General features: G+C 68.3%; 11 protein-coding genes. 7 read left to right on the top strand and 4 right to left on the bottom strand.

From position 1 onward, the window contains the following. Positions 1-692 precede the first annotated feature (692 nt). Positions 693-1,292 carry a hypothetical protein gene (locus F8M74_RS35865; RefSeq protein ID WP_171410368.1) on the bottom strand — a complete coding sequence of 200 codons (600 nt, stop codon included), beginning with the start codon at positions 1,290-1,292 and terminating at the stop codon, positions 693-695. Between the two features lie 413 nt (positions 1,293-1,705). Here F8M74_RS35865 and groES point away from each other — a divergent pair, with 413 nt between their 5' ends. The 7 genes from groES to F8M74_RS35830 all read left to right on the top strand — a co-directional run bounded on the left by groES (position 1,706) and on the right by F8M74_RS35830 (position 8,414). Next, the gene (gene groES / locus F8M74_RS35860; RefSeq protein WP_013941457.1) at positions 1,706-1,996 is read left to right on the top strand and encodes a co-chaperone GroES; all 291 of its coding nucleotides are present in this window, start codon (positions 1,706-1,708) and stop codon (positions 1,994-1,996) included. A 38-nt stretch (positions 1,997-2,034) separates the two neighbouring features. Beyond that, on the top strand, positions 2,035-3,684 hold the full coding sequence (gene groL / locus F8M74_RS35855; RefSeq protein ID WP_141258481.1) for a chaperonin GroEL: 1,650 nt from the start codon (positions 2,035-2,037) through the stop codon (positions 3,682-3,684). A gap of 151 nt (positions 3,685-3,835) precedes the next feature. Further along, the gene (grxC, locus tag F8M74_RS35850; protein ID WP_140793932.1) at positions 3,836-4,093 is read left to right on the top strand and encodes a glutaredoxin 3; all 258 of its coding nucleotides are present in this window, start codon (positions 3,836-3,838) and stop codon (positions 4,091-4,093) included. 96 nt (positions 4,094-4,189) lie between these two features. Continuing rightward, positions 4,190-4,594 (top strand): hypothetical protein, encoded by a 405-nt coding sequence (locus F8M74_RS35845; RefSeq protein ID WP_163884718.1) that lies wholly within the window; start codon positions 4,190-4,192, stop codon positions 4,592-4,594. An 87-nt stretch (positions 4,595-4,681) separates the two neighbouring features. After that, a complete protein-coding gene (locus F8M74_RS35840) occupies positions 4,682-5,728 on the top strand; it encodes a hypothetical protein (protein ID WP_216620440.1) in 1,047 nt (348 codons plus the stop codon). A gap of 71 nt (positions 5,729-5,799) precedes the next feature. Next, positions 5,800-7,179 carry a sigma 54-interacting transcriptional regulator gene (locus tag F8M74_RS35835; RefSeq protein WP_141258478.1) on the top strand — a complete coding sequence of 460 codons (1,380 nt, stop codon included), beginning with the start codon at positions 5,800-5,802 and terminating at the stop codon, positions 7,177-7,179. A gap of 41 nt (positions 7,180-7,220) precedes the next feature. Then, positions 7,221-8,414, top strand: a complete 1,194-nt coding sequence (locus F8M74_RS35830) for a hypothetical protein (RefSeq protein WP_141258477.1) — start codon at positions 7,221-7,223, stop codon at positions 8,412-8,414. Between the two features lie 141 nt (positions 8,415-8,555). On the opposite strand, the gene smc is transcribed toward F8M74_RS35830, so the two are convergent. The 3 genes from smc to F8M74_RS35815 form a co-directional block, all read right to left on the bottom strand. After that, positions 8,556-12,158 (bottom strand): chromosome segregation protein SMC, encoded by a 3,603-nt coding sequence (gene smc / locus F8M74_RS35825; protein WP_141258476.1) that lies wholly within the window; start codon positions 12,156-12,158, stop codon positions 8,556-8,558. Positions 12,159-12,736: 578 nt separating this feature from the next. Continuing rightward, positions 12,737-14,128 carry a hemolysin family protein gene (locus tag F8M74_RS35820; RefSeq protein WP_141258475.1) on the bottom strand — a complete coding sequence of 464 codons (1,392 nt, stop codon included), beginning with the start codon at positions 14,126-14,128 and terminating at the stop codon, positions 12,737-12,739. A gap of 3 nt (positions 14,129-14,131) precedes the next feature. Then, a complete protein-coding gene (locus tag F8M74_RS35815) occupies positions 14,132-14,947 on the bottom strand; it encodes a lipopolysaccharide assembly protein LapB (RefSeq protein WP_141258474.1) in 816 nt (271 codons plus the stop codon). Positions 14,948-15,116: the final 169 nt, after the last annotated feature.

Raw genomic sequence — 15,116 nt, 5'->3', positions numbered from 1 at the left:
GTAAGATCGTCGGCAGCGTCAGATGGGTATAAGAGACAGCACCCACCATTCGCGAAATGGCGAAGCTTGGCCTCCGCCCCCAGCCGGTAGGCGTAACGCAGGTCCCCCAGCAGCCGGTCCAACCGCCGGGCGGCGACGTGCCCCATCAGCCGCGAGCAGAAGCGGCGTGACAGCCGGTTCGCCTCCTCGTAGCGCCACCGCTCCTGGATGGAGAGCTGCTTGCGGTAGGACACCCGATCGAAGAGACGCTGGAGCAGCTCCTGCGCCCAGGCCCCCACGCCTTCGCCCCACCGGAGCAGCAGGCACACCGCGAACTTGTCCACCTCCGCCTGCGCCTCCAACTCCAGCAGCGACACCGTCCGGCCGTGGGCCGCCGTGTGGGCCACGTAGAGGAAGTGGCTCACGCCTTCGGCCAGCTGGCAGTAACCGGCCAGGTCGCTGTCCAGCACGTACCCCAGCGGACCGGATTCGTAGGGCTTGAGCCTGTCGAGCAGCGCCGGTGACAGGTAGAGGGCCAGCTCCAGCGCGTCGCCTGCCTCGTGCACCAGCAGCTCCTCGTCGGCGCGGCCGGTGCCTCCCAATTGGGCGGCGGCCTCCGTGTCCACCACGAAGACCTCCGCCCTTGCCTCGCACGTGAAGCCGTAGATGGCCTCCAGGTGGTCCTGAACGCGGCCAATCATCCCCACCTCCGGCTAGTTGGCGAGCTGTCCCTTGGGCCGCGGCATCATCCCCGCGTCGAGCAGCACGCGCTCCAGCCGGTCACTTCCGGTGCGGACCCACGCCTCGTACACCTTCAGCGCGCCGCTGGGGCCGGCCCGCACCATGCCCCGCGCGGAGATCTCCTCCAGCACCTCCACCACCTTGCGGAACTTCTCGCACAGCTCCCGATACACCTGCGCGAAGCCCGCCGCCGGCGCCAGCTCCGCCACGTGGCCATACGCCGTGCCACCCATCTGGATGTAGTAGTCCGGCCCCACCACGCCGCTCTGCAGCGCGCCGGAGAAGAAGCCCACGGTGTACAGCGAAACGTCGCCCAGCCGGCGCAGGGTGCGGATGCGCTCGGCGCGCTCCTGCTGCAAGGCCTGGTGGTAGAGGATGGCCAGGGGCTCGTGGTCCTTGCGCCCGTCCTCCTCGCGGGTGAACAGCTTGTCGGTGACGGCGAACTCGGACAGCAGGTTCACCAGGTAGAACTCCGTCACCTCCGCCAGTTCTACCCGCTGCCGCCCCGTGACCTCGCCCAGAAGAGACTTGAAGAACTCCTTCAGAGACAGGGACGCCACCAGTCCACTCATTGACACCTCCCGTCATTCGCCGGGCGGACGTCGCCCGGAGGAGACCTGAGAAGCGTAGCAATCGGGTGCGGGCGCGGCAAAAGCCACTCCCAGTGATTCCAGGCACTTGCGTTAGCACTCGGGTAGCACGAGTGCCAATCCAGCGCCCCACGGCAGCCCGCCGGGCATGAAGCCACGGGTCGAGGACGTCACGGAAAAACCCCAGCAATGCCGCGCAGTTGGCACGTTCAGGAGCGGTCAGCCAGCGTCGCTTGACGGGTCGACTTCGCTGGTTATTATCCGCCGCGCCTGGGCGTTAGCACTCATGAGGTGCGAGTGCTAACCCCATGGGTCGCAAGGCCCTTTTTCAACCCCCAAGCAGCTTTCGGTTGCCACCGGAAACGGCGCCGGAAGCGACATGTAAGGAGCAGGCCATGAAGATTCGTCCCCTGCAGGATCGGCTCATCGTCAAGCGCGTCGCCGAGGAGAACAAGACCAAGGGCGGCCTCTTCATCCCCGACACGGCGAAGGAGAAGCCCCTGGAGGGCAAGGTCGTCGCCGTGGGCAACGGCAAGGTGCAGGAGGACGGCAAGGTCCGCCCGCTGGACATCAAGGCCGGCGACACCATCCTGTTCAGCAAGTACGCGGGCACCGAGATCAAGCTCGACGGCGAGGAGCACCTCATCCTCCGTGAAGAGGATGTGCTCGGCGTCATCGAGAAGTAATCCGGCTTCCCCCACTCTTCCTTCAAGGAACCATCCAAATGGCGAAGGACATTCTTTTCGACGTGCGCGCGCGTGAGGCCATCCTCCGCGGCGTCAACATCCTGGCCGATGCGGTCAAGGTCACCCTGGGCCCCAAGGGCCGCAACGTCGTCATCGAGAAGAGCTTCGGCTCCCCGACCATCACCAAGGACGGTGTGACGGTCGCCAAGGAGATCGAGCTCGAGAACAAGTTCGAGAACATGGGCGCGCAGATGGTCAAGGAGGTTGCCTCCAAGACGTCTGACGTCGCCGGTGACGGCACCACCACGGCCACCGTGCTGGCGCAGGCCATCTTCCGCGAGGGCGCGAAGCTGGTCGCCGCGGGCCACAACCCGATGGACATCAAGCGCGGCATCGACAAGGCCGTGGCCGCCATCGTCGCCGAGCTGAAGAAGCTGGCCAAGCCGACCAAGGACAAGAAGGAGATTGCCCAGGTCGGTACCATCTCCGCCAACGGTGACGAGACCATCGGCACCATCATCGCGGACGCGATGGAGAAGGTGGGCAAGGAAGGCGTCATCACCGTCGAAGAGGCCAAGGGCCTGGAGACGACGCTGGACGTGGTCGAAGGCATGCAGTTCGACCGCGGCTACCTGTCCCCGTACTTCGTGACGGACCCGGAGCGCATGGAGGCGGCGCTCAACGACGCGCTCATCCTCATCAACGAGAAGAAGATCTCCTCGATGAAGGACCTCCTGCCCATCCTGGAGCAGGTCGCCCGCGCCGGTAAGCCCCTGCTCATCATCGCCGAGGACATCGAGGGCGAGGCCCTGGCCACCCTGGTGGTCAACAAGATCCGCGGCGTGCTGAACGTGTGCGCGGTGAAGGCGCCGGGCTTCGGTGACCGCCGCAAGGCCATGCTCGAGGACATCGCCACCCTGACGGGCGGCCGGATGATCGCCGAGGACCTGGGCATCAAGCTGGACACCATCACCCTCCAGGACCTGGGCCGCGCGAAGCGCATCACGGTGGACAAGGACAACACCACCATCGTCGACGGTGCCGGTGGCCAGCAGGAGATCGAAGCGCGCGTGAAGCAGATCCGCGCCCAGATCGAGGAGACCACCAGCGACTACGACCGCGAGAAGCTCCAGGAGCGTCTGGCGAAGCTCGTGGGCGGCGTGGCCGTCATCAACGTCGGCGCGGCCACCGAGACGGAGATGAAGGAGAAGAAGGCCCGCGTCGAGGACGCGCTCAACGCGACCCGCGCGGCCGTGGAAGAGGGCGTCGTCCCTGGCGGCGGCGTGGCCTACATCCGCTGCCTCAAGGCGCTGGAAAGCCTGCAGCTGTCCGGCGGTGAGAAGTTCGGCGTGGACATCATCCGCCGCGCGGTCGAGGAGCCCCTCCGCCAGATCGTCGGCAACGGCGGCCTGGAGGGCAGCGTGGTGGTGAACAAGGTCAAGGAGTCCTCCGGTCCGTTCGGCTTCAACGCCGCCACGGGCACCTACGAGGACCTGCTGGCCGCCGGTGTCATCGACCCGGCCAAGGTCAGCCGCACCGCGCTGCAGAACGCGGCGTCCGTGTCCTCGCTGATGCTCACCACCGAGGCCATGGTGGCGGAGCGTCCGAAGGAGGAGAAGGACCTCCCCGCCGGCGGTGGCATGGGCGGGATGGGTGGTATGGGCGGTATGGGCGGCATGGGCATGTAGTCCGCCCCTCACCCCGGCATCCGTCCGGGGTGACGTCCTGAACGCGGCCTCCGGCTCCCTCATGGGGATCCGGGGGCCGTCGTCTTTGTGGGCTGGGTGGCGGCACTCCCTCCCGGCCCTTATTTTGGTGAATACGAAGGAGGAGACACCCGTGAAGCCCGTGAAGATCTTTACGACCACCTACTGTGGCTACTGCGTCCGCGCCAAGGACCTGCTCAAGCGCAAGGGCGTGGATTACGAAGAGGTGGATGTCACTGGAGACGACGACCTGCGCGCGAAGCTCGTGGAGATGAGCGGTGGCCAGCGCACCGTGCCGCAAATCTTCATTGGCGACACGCACGTCGGCGGCTACTCGGACTTGTCCCGCCTGGACACCGAGGGCCGCCTGGAGCCGATGCTCCAGGCCTGAGCAACCCAGGCAGGCGGGCAGCCGCCCCCGCCAAGGCTCCCGGCCGCCGTGCATAGCTTTCTCCCCGTGGCACTTCACTCATCCACGGGAGGCGGCATGGCAGGCGAAGAGCGGCAGACGGGGACCCGGGACGAGCAGTACAACCTCATCAGCGTCCTGTACCACCTGCTCAAGGGCGCCTCGACCAGTGAGGCGTACATCCGGGATGCCGAGGAAACCGGCGACCCCGAGCTCGCCCAGTTCTTCCGCGATTGGCAGGAGGAGCAGCGAAACCTCGCCGAGCGGGCCAAGAATCTGCTCGGCGCCCGCATGGGGGGCGTCTCCAGGGCGGGCACCGGCCGCAAGCGCTCGGCCCAAGGGGGCAGGCGCGGCGCGGACTCGGTGGAGAAGCAGCCCACCAACGCGAGCGTTGCATCGGGCGGCAATGACACGACGCGCGACGCGGTGGACGAGGATCTGCTGGAGACCTTCCCCGCAAGCGACCCGTCGGCCCACTACTGAGGTCCCATCCGGATTCCTGCGTCCTTCCGCGAGGGAGTGACGCAGGATTCTGGATTCTGGCCGAACGTTCGTCTTGTATGGGGGGTCTTGAAACACACCGCCCTCTTCCACTGCCCGCGCCTGACGCTGCTCATGGTGGCCATCCTGGCCGCTGCCTGCCGGAGCACCCCCTTCCAGGTGCGTGGCGCCGTGCCCGAATCGCTGGGCGCGTCCGCGGTGGTCGTCCAGCCCTTCGGCTTCCAGTGGGCGGAGCCTGACTGGCGCGCCGTGGAGTTGTCTCAGCGGCTGGTGAATGTGGCCCTGGCGCAGACGGGTGACGTGGCCCTCTTCTTCGGCCCCACCGAGTTGGAGGTGGCGCGGTCCGGCGAGAACGGCGGTCACGGGCTGACGCGCGCTGTGGTGGCGACATTGGCCTCCTACGGCGTCCAGCCTGACGGGTTGATGGTCCTCCGCCCCTCGGCGGAGAAACGCATCCAGTCCGGTGAACGTGAACTGATTGACACCGAGGGCTACACGGTGGGCCAGAGCGCCACCGAGGTGGTGATGTACGTGGGCCGTGTCGAGGTCCTCCACCCCGCCACGCACGAGGTGGTGCTGGAGGTCTTCGGGGAGGCCACCGTGAATCCCTACGCAGACATCCTTGATGAGGGCGCGGACCCGGCTCCGGAGCTGACGAGCCTCATGGAGGAGCTCACGCGCGAAGCACTCCGCGGCCTGTCGAGCCACCTGAAGCCACGCCGCGCGCCATCCCCCGCGCTGGCCACCTCCCTGGCGTGGGCGCCGTGGGACGTGCTCGACATGGCGGCGTGGATGCCCAAGGACATAACCGACCTGGAATCGCCGCTGCGCACAGAAGCCGGGCAGGACCCGCAAAGCCTGCGCATGCAGCGCCTGCGCTTCGCCAACCCGGACGCGGACGCCGCGCTGCTGGAAACACTGGCGCGGCGCCCCGGCGGCCTCTATGTGCGCGCCGCACCCGAGGGCGCGAAGCTCTCCGCGGGGGACCTGGTGCTCACGCTCGACGGCCGCCCCGCACTTCCCCAAACACTTGCCCGCGCACGGCTGGCGCTCGTGCCAGTCGAAGCGCGCGTTCAACAACCCTCAGGCAGGATTGTTCCACTCGTACTGCCTTGAGTTTTCCCGATGTGAAGAGCCTCGCGTCGGGCTTGCCCGCCCATGCGACTCGCACCTAAAGAGGACCCGATATGGATAGGCCCGAGGTCACCCAGACCACTCAGACGGAGCAGGAAGGCCGCACCACCCGAATCCCCATCCCCGAATGGACGGTGGAGGTGGTTGCCGGACCTGACAAGGGCAAGAAGGTGAAGACACAGGACGGACTGGTCCGCGTGGGCTCCGACAGCGCCTGCGACCTGGTCCTCACCGACGCCACGGTGAGCCGCCGCCACCTGGAGGTGGAGCGCACCTCGCGCGGGCTGCTGCTGCGCGACACCGGCAGCCGCAACGGCACCTTCCTGGACGGCCGGCAGGTGGTGCAGGCCTACCTGACCAGCGGCGACAAGGTCGAGCTGGGCAAGACGAAGCTCTCCGTGAAGGTCGCCCCGCGTCCCACCGAGGTGGATGTGGCGGGGGCGGAGTCCTTCGGCGCGCTGGTGGGCGCCTCGGAGAAGATGCGCTGGGTCTTCACGGAGCTGCGCCGCATCGCCCGCGAGGACATGAGCCTGCTCGTGGAGGGTGAGACAGGCACCGGCAAGGAGCTGGCGGCGCGCGCGGTGCACCAGCACTCGGCGCGGCGCCACGGCCCCTTCAAGGTCGTGGACTGCAACCTCATCTCCGAGGAGAAGGCCGAGCGCGAGCTCTTCGGCGGCCTGCGCGCGGGTGACGGCGAGGACCGCGAGGCGCGGGGCGTCTTCGAGGCGGCCCGGGGCGGCACCCTCTTCATGGACGAGGTGGGCGAGCTGCCGCTGCCCGTGCAGGGTAAGCTGCTGCGCGTGCTGGAGACGCGCGAGGTGCCGTCGCTGGACGGCCAGCCGGTGGCGGTGGACGTGCGCGTCATCGCCTCCACCCACCGGAACCTGGAAGAGGACGTGCGCCAGGGCCGTTTCCGCGCGGACCTGTACTTCCGACTCGCGGTGGCGCGCGTGCGCCTGCCGCCCCTGCGCACCCGGCGTGACGATTTGCCCGCGCTGGCCCAGGCCCTGGCCCAGACGCTGCGCGCCAGCATCACCCTCACGCCCCAGACGCTGGCCCTCTTCGAGGGCTATGAGTGGCCAGGCAACGTGCGCGAGCTGCGCAACGTGCTGGAGCGCGGCGCCCTCATGGAGGAGACGGGCAACAGCAGCTGGCTGGACTTCCTCGCCCAGCCCTCGCGACGCGCGGAGGGACAGCCCCCCACCACCCAGGTGGCCACGCTGGTGGGCACCCTGCCCTACCACGAGGCCAAGGACAGGGTGCTGGCCGACTTCGAGCGCCTGTATTTCGCCGAGGTCATGAAAACCGTGGGTTTCGACATGAAGGCCGCGGAGCAGCGCACCGGCCTGTCCATGCAGAGCCTTTATCGCCTTTTGAAAAAGAACGGGCTTCGGCTCAAGGACCTCAAGAACGCCGAGGGCCTGGAGAAGTAAAGAAGTCCGCACGCAGGTCCACCTCTAGGGAGAACAACCGCATGTTGCGTCGTGTTGCCGTAGCCTCCGTCGTCTTCACTGCCGCTTGCGCCGGCCAGCAGAAGCCCGCAGCCCAGGCCGGACAGCCCACGTCGACCGAGGAGCGTGTCCGCATCACCAACCAGCCCCCGTTCGACCTGGTGAATTGCTTCCCGCGTGAGCTCCAGCTCCCGGAGCAGGCGAGCCAGGGCGTCGTGCTGGGCGCGCTGCTCACCACGCGTCCCCAGGTGATGGAGTGCCTGGTGGACCCGAAGCACCGGGGCGCGGAGAAGAGCACCACGGTGGAGGTCAAGACGACCGTCACGGACCAGGGCGCTTCGCACGCCGTCACTGGGACGAACCTCACCCCGGAAGGCCAGGCCTGCATCCAGAAGGTGGTGGACACCCAGGTGAAGCTGTCCGCGCTGCCCAAGGGCGCGCAGCCGGTGGAGGCGGCCATCCCCTTCGAGCACACCACCAGCGGCCTCAACTCCGTCACCTTCAACATCAACGAGGGCTCGGACTTCACCGGCGCGGTGCGCCTCGCGCAGCAGAGCTGGTGTGACTGCTACGCCAACTTCAAGGAGCAGGTCCCGCCGCCGCTGACGGCGAAGATCAAGCTGCTGAAGACGCAGCCCACCCCGGCCGAGGTCACCTTCGCGCCCTCCGGCAACACCGAGGCGGACCAGCTGGCCGCCTGCCTCCAGCCGAAGATTGCCGCGCTGCCGGCGAAGCTGACCTCCGACGAGCTGGGCTTCTCCTACCGCTTCGTCCACTTCGACTCGTCCGCGCCGGACGCCGCGTCGGCCGCCCTGCCGCCCGAGCTGCGCTTCCTCCAGCTGGACCTCAACCGCACCCAGCGCGCGGCGGACTCGGCCATCGCCGATGGCGCCCGCACCCCGGCGGCCCTGGCCTACGCCGAGGTCGTGGACCGCTACCAGAAGACCAAGAACTGGCGCCTGTTCGACGAGATGTCCAGCAAGTGCGACGCGCTGGTGAAGGCGGACACGGGCGTCATCGAGTCCATCATGGCCCGCCAGGCCACGGACCAGGCCGCGCTGGCGCTGGCCACGGAGATGGCGGCGAAGGACGCGGAGAACTGGGGTGACGTCGTCGCCGCCACCCAGAAGAACGTCGACGAGTCGGTGAAGGAACTGGCCGACGCGGAGAAGATGGCCGCGCAGGACAAGGCCGCCTGCCCGAAGAAGAAGTTCTAGGAGTCCCCCGCCCCACGGCGGAAAAACACGAAGGCGCGGGAGCCCGGAAGCCGGGGCCCGCGCCTTCTGTGTTTCTGAGGGGGAAACCGTCGCCGCGGGGCGGACACCGGAGGCCCGGTGCCCTGCCCGCCCGGGACGGGCCTACGCCGCCGTCACCTTGTCGTCGTTGGCCGCGCCCGCCTCGCGCATGCGCACGCTGACGAGCTTGGAGATGCCCGGCTCCTCCATGGTGACGCCATAGAGGGTGTTGGAGACCTCCATGGTCCGCTTGTTGTGGGTGATGAGGATGAACTGCGACTGCTTGCTCATCTCCTTCACCATGTCGTTGTAGCGGCCCACGTTGCCCTCATCCAACGGCGCGTCGACCTCGTCGAGGAGGCAGAAGGGCGTCGGCTTGATGAGGAAGATGCCGAAGATGAGGCCCACGGCGGTGAGGGCCTTCTCGCCACCCGACAGCAGGTTGACGCTCTGCAGCTTCTTACCGGGCGGCTGGGCGACGATTTCCACGCCCGGCTCCCCGCCCGGCCCCTCGTTGGTGAGGATGAGGCTGGCCCGGCCACCGCCAAACAGGCGCGGGAAGATGGCCTGGAACTTCTCGTTCACCACGTCGAAGGTCTGCTTGAAGCGCTCGCGGCTGGTGGCGTCGATGCGCTGGATGGCCTCCTTCAGCTGCTCGATGGAGGACTGCAGGTCCTTCTTCTGCGCGGTGAGGAAGTCGTAGCGCTTGGACAGCTCCGCGTGCTCGTCGATGGCGGTGAGGTTGATCTCCCCCATCTTCTCCACTTGCGCGCGCAAGTCCTTCAGCTCCGCCTCCGTCTCCGGGGCCAGCGCGGCCAGCATGTGGTACTTGTGCAGTTCGTTCGCCAGCTCCACCTGGTGCCGCTCGCGGATGCCCGCCGCCAGGTGCTCCAGCTCCAGGGCGATTTCGCGCTCCCGCAGCGAGATTTGCGACAGGCCCTGCATCAGCTCGTCCACGCGGCCGCGCAGCTCGCGGAACGTCGCGTCCTGCTCACGCACTTCCACGGAGGCCGTGGTGTGCGCCGCGCGGCGCGACTCCAGCCCTTCCGCGGCGAGCCGGTGCTCCTCGGCCCGCTGGGACAGGCCGCCCTCGGTGTCCGTCGTGCGCCGCGCCAGCTCCTCGACGCGCGCCCCACCCTCCACCACCGTGGCCTGGAGCCGGGTGATGCGCGTCTCCATGTCCTGACGCTGGGAGACGAGGCTGTCCAGCTCCTTGCGGGCCGACTCGCCACGCTCGCTGCCGGCGGCCACCTTGATGCGCAGGCCCGTCAGCTCGCCGTTGGCCGTCTCCGCGCGCAGGCGCAGCGACTCCTGTTCGGACACCAGCTGCTTCACACGCTCCTCGCGGCCCTCGCGGTCCGCCTGACCATGCGCCACCTCGCCGCGGCTCGCCTCCTCCTCGTGCTCCAGGGCCTGGTGGCTCTGGGTGAGCTGCCCCTCCTCCACTTCCAGGGCCCGCACCCGCTCGCGCACGCGGGCCAGGTCCTCGCCCGCCTTGTGCAGGTCCTTCTCCTGGCTGGCGAGGTTCAGCTCCTCGGCGTGCTGATTCTTCGCCAGCCCCTTGAGGACGCCCTCCGCGTGCCCCATCTGCTTCTGGAGCGTGTAGTGCCGGGTGAGAATCTCGTTGTAGCGCTCCTCCACGCGGGCCACCTCGGTGGCCAGCTCGGCGATTTCGCGCTTCTTCTGGAGCGCGCCCACCGCCGCGCCCTCGCTCTCACCGCCGACGATGGTGCCGTCCGGGCGGAACACCTCGCCCTCCACCGTCACCAGCGTGCACGCCGGGCCACCCGACTCGGTCCACGCGCGCGCCGTGGCCACGTCCTGGACGATGACGACGTCCCCCAGCAGCAGTTGGACGAGCGGCGTCAGCGCCTCCTCACACGTCACCTCACGCAGGGCATGCGCGAGCACGCCAGGCTGGCTGAAGTCCGGCTCCAGCGGGGCCGGCAGCGTGTCCAGCGCGGGCACCGGGAGGAAGCTGCCCCGGCCCTCGGCGTGGCCCTTGAGGTAGTCCACCAGCTCCACGCCCTTGTCGCGGCTCTCGACGATGACGTGCTGGAGCCGCTCCCCCAGGGCGGCCTCCACCGCGCGCTCGTAGCGCGGGGTGACGTTGATGACGTCCGCGACCAGGCCGAAAATGCCCTGCTCACGGGCCTGCACACCGGCGCGCGTCATCACGGCGCGCACGCCGCGGTCGAAGCCGTCGTAGTTCTTCTGGATGTCTTCCAGCGTGGAGAGGCGGCTGCGCTTGTCACTCAGCTCCTCCCGCAGCGCGATGACCTCGATTTCGTTCTCCGTGAAGGCCGCGCGGGTGCGGGTGAGCGCGTCCTCCTCCTGGCCCTTGCGCTCGGCCAGCTCCGCGGCGAGGTGCCGGGTGTCCTCCACCCGCTTCGCCACGTCGCCCCGGACGTTCTCCAGCGTCTGCTCCTGGGCGCGCAGGGTTTCCAGCTCGCCCTGGAGCTTCGCGCGGCGGGCGCCCAAATCCCCCCGCTGGCGGGCGAGGTTGACCAGGTTGCTCTCGTGGTTGGCCAGGCGCGTGGCCACGGCCACCAGGCCGGCGCGCTCCTGCTCCAGGCGCAGCGCCACCTCCGTCTGGAGCTGGGACACGCGGCGCAATTCCTCCTGCGCCACCTGCATCGCGACCTCGTCCTCCTTCCACGAGCCGGCGATGCCCGACAGCTCCGCCTCGCGGGCGGCCATGGCCTCGGACATCTCCGCCTTGCGCGCCAGGAGCCCGTCCAGCTCCACCTGGGCGGCGGCCACGCGGGCCCGCGTCTCCTCCAGGTCGCGCTTGCCGTAGGTCATCTCCTGCGTGTCGCGCTGCAGGGAGCTCTCCAGCGTGTGCACCTCCGCGGCCAGCGCCTGGAGCGCGGCGGTTTCCGCCTCCAGCTCCGTGCGGCGCCGGGTGATGGTCTCCTCCAGCTCCTTCACCCGGTCCAGGCTCTCCCGTTCCTCGGAGCCCAGGTTCTCCAGCCGCGACTGGAGCATCTTCTTCTCCGCCATCAACTCCAGCTGGCGGTGGGTGGCCGCGTGCAGGTCGATGTCCCGCATGCGCGCCTTGAGCTTCTTGTACTTCTCCGCCTTCTTCGCCTGGCGCGACAGCGCGTCGAGCCGCTTCTCCAGCTCGTTGGTGATGTCGGTGACGCGCAGCAGGTTGGCGTCGGTCGCCTCCATCTTGCGCTCGGCGGCCTTGCGGCGGGCCTTGTACTTGGTGACGCCCGCGGCCTCCTCCAGCAGGTGGCGCCGGTCCTCCGGCTTGCTGGACACGATGAGGCCCACGCGGCCCTGCTCGATGATGGAGTACGCCTTCGTGCCCACGCCGGTACCGAGGAACAACTCGGTGATGTCCAGCAGGCGGCACAGCGTCTTGTTGATGAGGTACTCGGAGTCGCCGTTGCGGAACAGGCGCCGCGTCACCGTCACTTCGGAGAAGCCCTGGTACTGGGGCGCGAGCTGGTCCGTGTCATCCACGATGAACGTGAGCGACACCTCCGCCATGGACAGCGGCGGCTTGTTCTCCGAGCCGTTGAAGATGACGTCCTCCATGCCGCGGCCACGGAGGTTCTTCGCGCTCTGCTCACCCATCACCCAGCGGATGGCGTCCACGACGTTGGACTTGCCGCAGCCGTTGGGCCCGACGATGCCCGTCACGCCTTCATCGAACGTGAAGACGCTCCGTTCCATGAAGGACTTGAAGCCGGTGATGTCCAACCGCTTGATTCGCATGCCAGCGGGCTCCTAGAGCGGGCTCGGTACGAGGAGAAAATCGCGCGCGAGGCCGAAAAATCGGCCTCGGAGCGTTCAGCAGAAAGGAGTACCAGCCACCTTCCAGACGATCAAGCATGGCCATGCCACGCATCGCCATACGTTCGGTTGCCTGGTCTGCGACAGAGCAGACGTGCTCTGTAGCTGTAGCGCGCGCACTGCGAGGCGGCGGCGTGTGCACCGCGCTTCTACGCTCCCATGACGTCCTCCCGCCGGTGTGGCTGCTTCAGCCCTGTTGAGTCCTGTTGCGCCACGCGAGCGCGTGACCTTCCGGCGGGACGTAGCATTCCGGTCTGACATGCTCTCGGTAGACGCTGGGTTCCTTCGGCACGGCCCCACCCGTGTCCACCTGACAGGCAGGCGTGTCGACGCGGTGCGCGAGGGCCTCGTCGAGCACACGAACGTCGGCATGGAAGCCGCGCGTGCCGGGCATCACGCACGCATCATGACCCCGGGAATGGCGAGACAGAACCGCCGCGTCGTGAAGCGAGGGTCGCCCGCAGCGAAGAAGCCCCAGCCAGGAACCAGCGTCTACGGGCTCAGGACTCGTTCGAGGCGCTCGAGGGCGGCTCACCGGAGCCCGCAGAGCCGTCCGACGCGGTGCGCGAGGGCGCCGTCCGCGACTGCGGCTCCACGGTGACACGCACCACGCGTGGCCCTTCCACCGCGTCCACGACGATGCGCCACATGTCGAGCCGCAGCGTGTCCCCCTTCACGGGAACACGGCCCAGCCTCGTCATGAGGTAGCCGGCGATGGTCGTCACTTCGCCCTCTTCGTCCTCGTCCAGGTCGAAGCTGACGTCCAGCCGCTCCTCCAGGTCGTCGAGCTGCGCGGTGCCCGGCAGCTCGAAGCGGCCGCCAGGTAGCGCGCGGACCTCGTCCATGCGGCGGCCCAGCTCCGCGACGTCTCCCACCACCTCCGCCACCACGTCGGCAATCGTCACCAGCCCGGACGTGCCGCCGTGCTCGTCCACCACCAGCGCCGTCTGCCGGCGCCGGCGCCGGAACTCCGCCAGCAACTGCTCCAGCGTGGCGCCCTCGGGGATGAACAGCACCGGCCGCTGCACCTGCGCCAGGCTGCGCAGCTCGCCCCGGGACAGCAGGAAGAAGAGGTCCTTGGCGTTCACCACGCCCTCGACCTCATCGAGATTGCCCCGGCACACCGGCAGCCACGTGTGGCCCGACGCGCGAGCATCCGCGATGCACTTCTCCAGCGGCTCTTCGACGTCCAGGAACTTCACCTGGTTGCGCGGAACCATCACCTGCCGCGCCGTCTTCTGCGCCATCTCCAGCGCGCGCTCCAGCAGCTCCGCGCGCGCCGTCGTAATCGCGCCCGCCTGCGCCGAGCTGTGGAGGATGACCAGCAGTTCGTCCTCGCTGTGCGCCTCGTGCGCCTCCCCCACCGCCTGGAGGCCGAAGACGCGCAGCACCCACGCCGCCAGCCCGTTGAGCAGGACGATGGCCGGGTAGAACAGGACGTAGAACACCCGCATGGGCAGCGCCACCGCGAGCGTCGTGTCCTCGGGCCGCTGAATCGCCAGGCTCTTGGGCGCCAGCTCACCGAGGACGATGTGCAGGAAGGTGATGATGCTGAAGCCAATCACCACCGCCGCGGAGTGGGCCAACGTGGCGGAGGCGCCCTCTGGTACCAACGGCACCAGCACCGGCTCCAACAAACGCGCGAAGGCCGGCTCACCCAGCCAGCCCAAGCCCAGGGAGGCCAGGGTGATGCCGAACTGCGTGGCGGAGAGGTACGCGTCCAGCTTCTCCACCATCTTCATCGCCGTGGGCGCGCCCGGCGCACCTTCGTCCACCAGGGCCTGGAGCCGCGTGGCGCGGATCTTCACGATGGCGAACTCGGTCGCCACGAAGAAGCCGTTGGCGAATACGAGGAGGATCGCCAACCCCAGGAACAACCATTCGTTGCCCATGGCTCAGAACAAGGCTTCGAAGTCCGGGTCACCCTTGAGGGCGTCGAACATGGGGTCGGTGGACAGCCACCCCATTACCTTCGGCCGGTCCGCGGTGAGCGACTTCTGCAGGTACTGCACGGCGTCCTTGGGACGCCCCCACAGCGCGAACAGGGCGGACAGGTTGTAGTTGAGCAGCAGGTCTTCCGGGTTGAGCGCCCGCGCCCGCTCATAGGCGCGCTCCGCCTCCGCGTAGAAGCCCTTCTGCGCGAAGCAGATGCCCAAATCCAGCTGCGCCTCGAAGTTGTCCGGCTCCAGGCGCACCACTTCCTTCAACTGGGTGATGGCGGAGCGGTAGTCGCCCTCGTCCATCATCAGCGCGGCCAGCTCGTGACGGGGGAAGGCGTCCTGGGAGTCCAGCTCGATGGCCGTCTGGAGCTCGCGCATCGCCTCCTCCACGCGGCCCTGGTCCGCGTAGGTGAGGCCCAGGTTGAGGTGGGCGTCCGGATACTCCGGGTCCAACTCGATGGCTTCCTTGTACTCCTCCACCGCCATCTCCCCCGCGTGGGTGGAGAGGAAGCAGGCCAGGTTGTAGTGCGCCGTGGCGCTCTCCGGCTCCAGCTTCAGGGCGGTGAGGTACTCCGACAGGGCATCGCGGAAGAGCTTCTTCTCCGCGTAGACGGTCGCCAGGTTGTCGTGGGCGTGCGCGGAGCTCGGGTCGAGGTCAATAGCCTTCTTGAACTCCTTGATGGCCTCGTCGAGCCAACCCCGGTCCGCCAGCTCGATTCCACGAGTGTTGTGCTCGTCGGAGAGAGCGATGTTGTCCTTTTCGCGGGCCATGAGCGCGCGGGCAATCTACGCGCCGCGCTCCAAGAGGTGCAAGGTAGAGTTTCCCCTCGCCCATGCGCCACGTCGCCCTGCTGCTGCTCATGTTGTCCGCCTGTCACCCCCGCGCCGTCCCCCCGCCGACGCCGCTGCCGCCGGAGGAGCCCGCCGGACAGTCCCCCGC

The organism is Myxococcus sp. CA023 (genome assembly GCF_010998615.1).
Taxonomy (GTDB): domain Bacteria; phylum Myxococcota; class Myxococcia; order Myxococcales; family Myxococcaceae; genus Myxococcus.
This window is presented reverse-complemented; position numbering and strand designations above follow the sequence as displayed.

Bases quoted from the DNA above. Each gene is read 5' to 3' on its own strand.
- F8M74_RS35865 (WP_171410368.1), bottom strand. From the start codon at position 1,292: ATGAGTGGACTGGTGGCGTCCCTGTCTCTGAAGGAGTTCTTCAAGTCT.
- F8M74_RS35815 (WP_141258474.1), bottom strand. From the start codon at position 14,947: ATGGCCCGCGAAAAGGACAACATCGCTCTCTCCGACGAGCACAACACT.
- smc (WP_141258476.1), bottom strand. From the start codon at position 12,158: ATGCGAATCAAGCGGTTGGACATCACCGGCTTCAAGTCCTTCATGGAA.
- groL (WP_141258481.1), top strand. From the start codon at position 2,035: ATGGCGAAGGACATTCTTTTCGACGTGCGCGCGCGTGAGGCCATCCTC.
- F8M74_RS35830 (WP_141258477.1), top strand. From the start codon at position 7,221: ATGTTGCGTCGTGTTGCCGTAGCCTCCGTCGTCTTCACTGCCGCTTGC.
- groES (WP_013941457.1), top strand. From the start codon at position 1,706: ATGAAGATTCGTCCCCTGCAGGATCGGCTCATCGTCAAGCGCGTCGCC.
- F8M74_RS35820 (WP_141258475.1), bottom strand. From the start codon at position 14,128: ATGGGCAACGAATGGTTGTTCCTGGGGTTGGCGATCCTCCTCGTATTC.
- F8M74_RS35845 (WP_163884718.1), top strand. From the start codon at position 4,190: ATGGCAGGCGAAGAGCGGCAGACGGGGACCCGGGACGAGCAGTACAAC.
- F8M74_RS35835 (WP_141258478.1), top strand. From the start codon at position 5,800: ATGGATAGGCCCGAGGTCACCCAGACCACTCAGACGGAGCAGGAAGGC.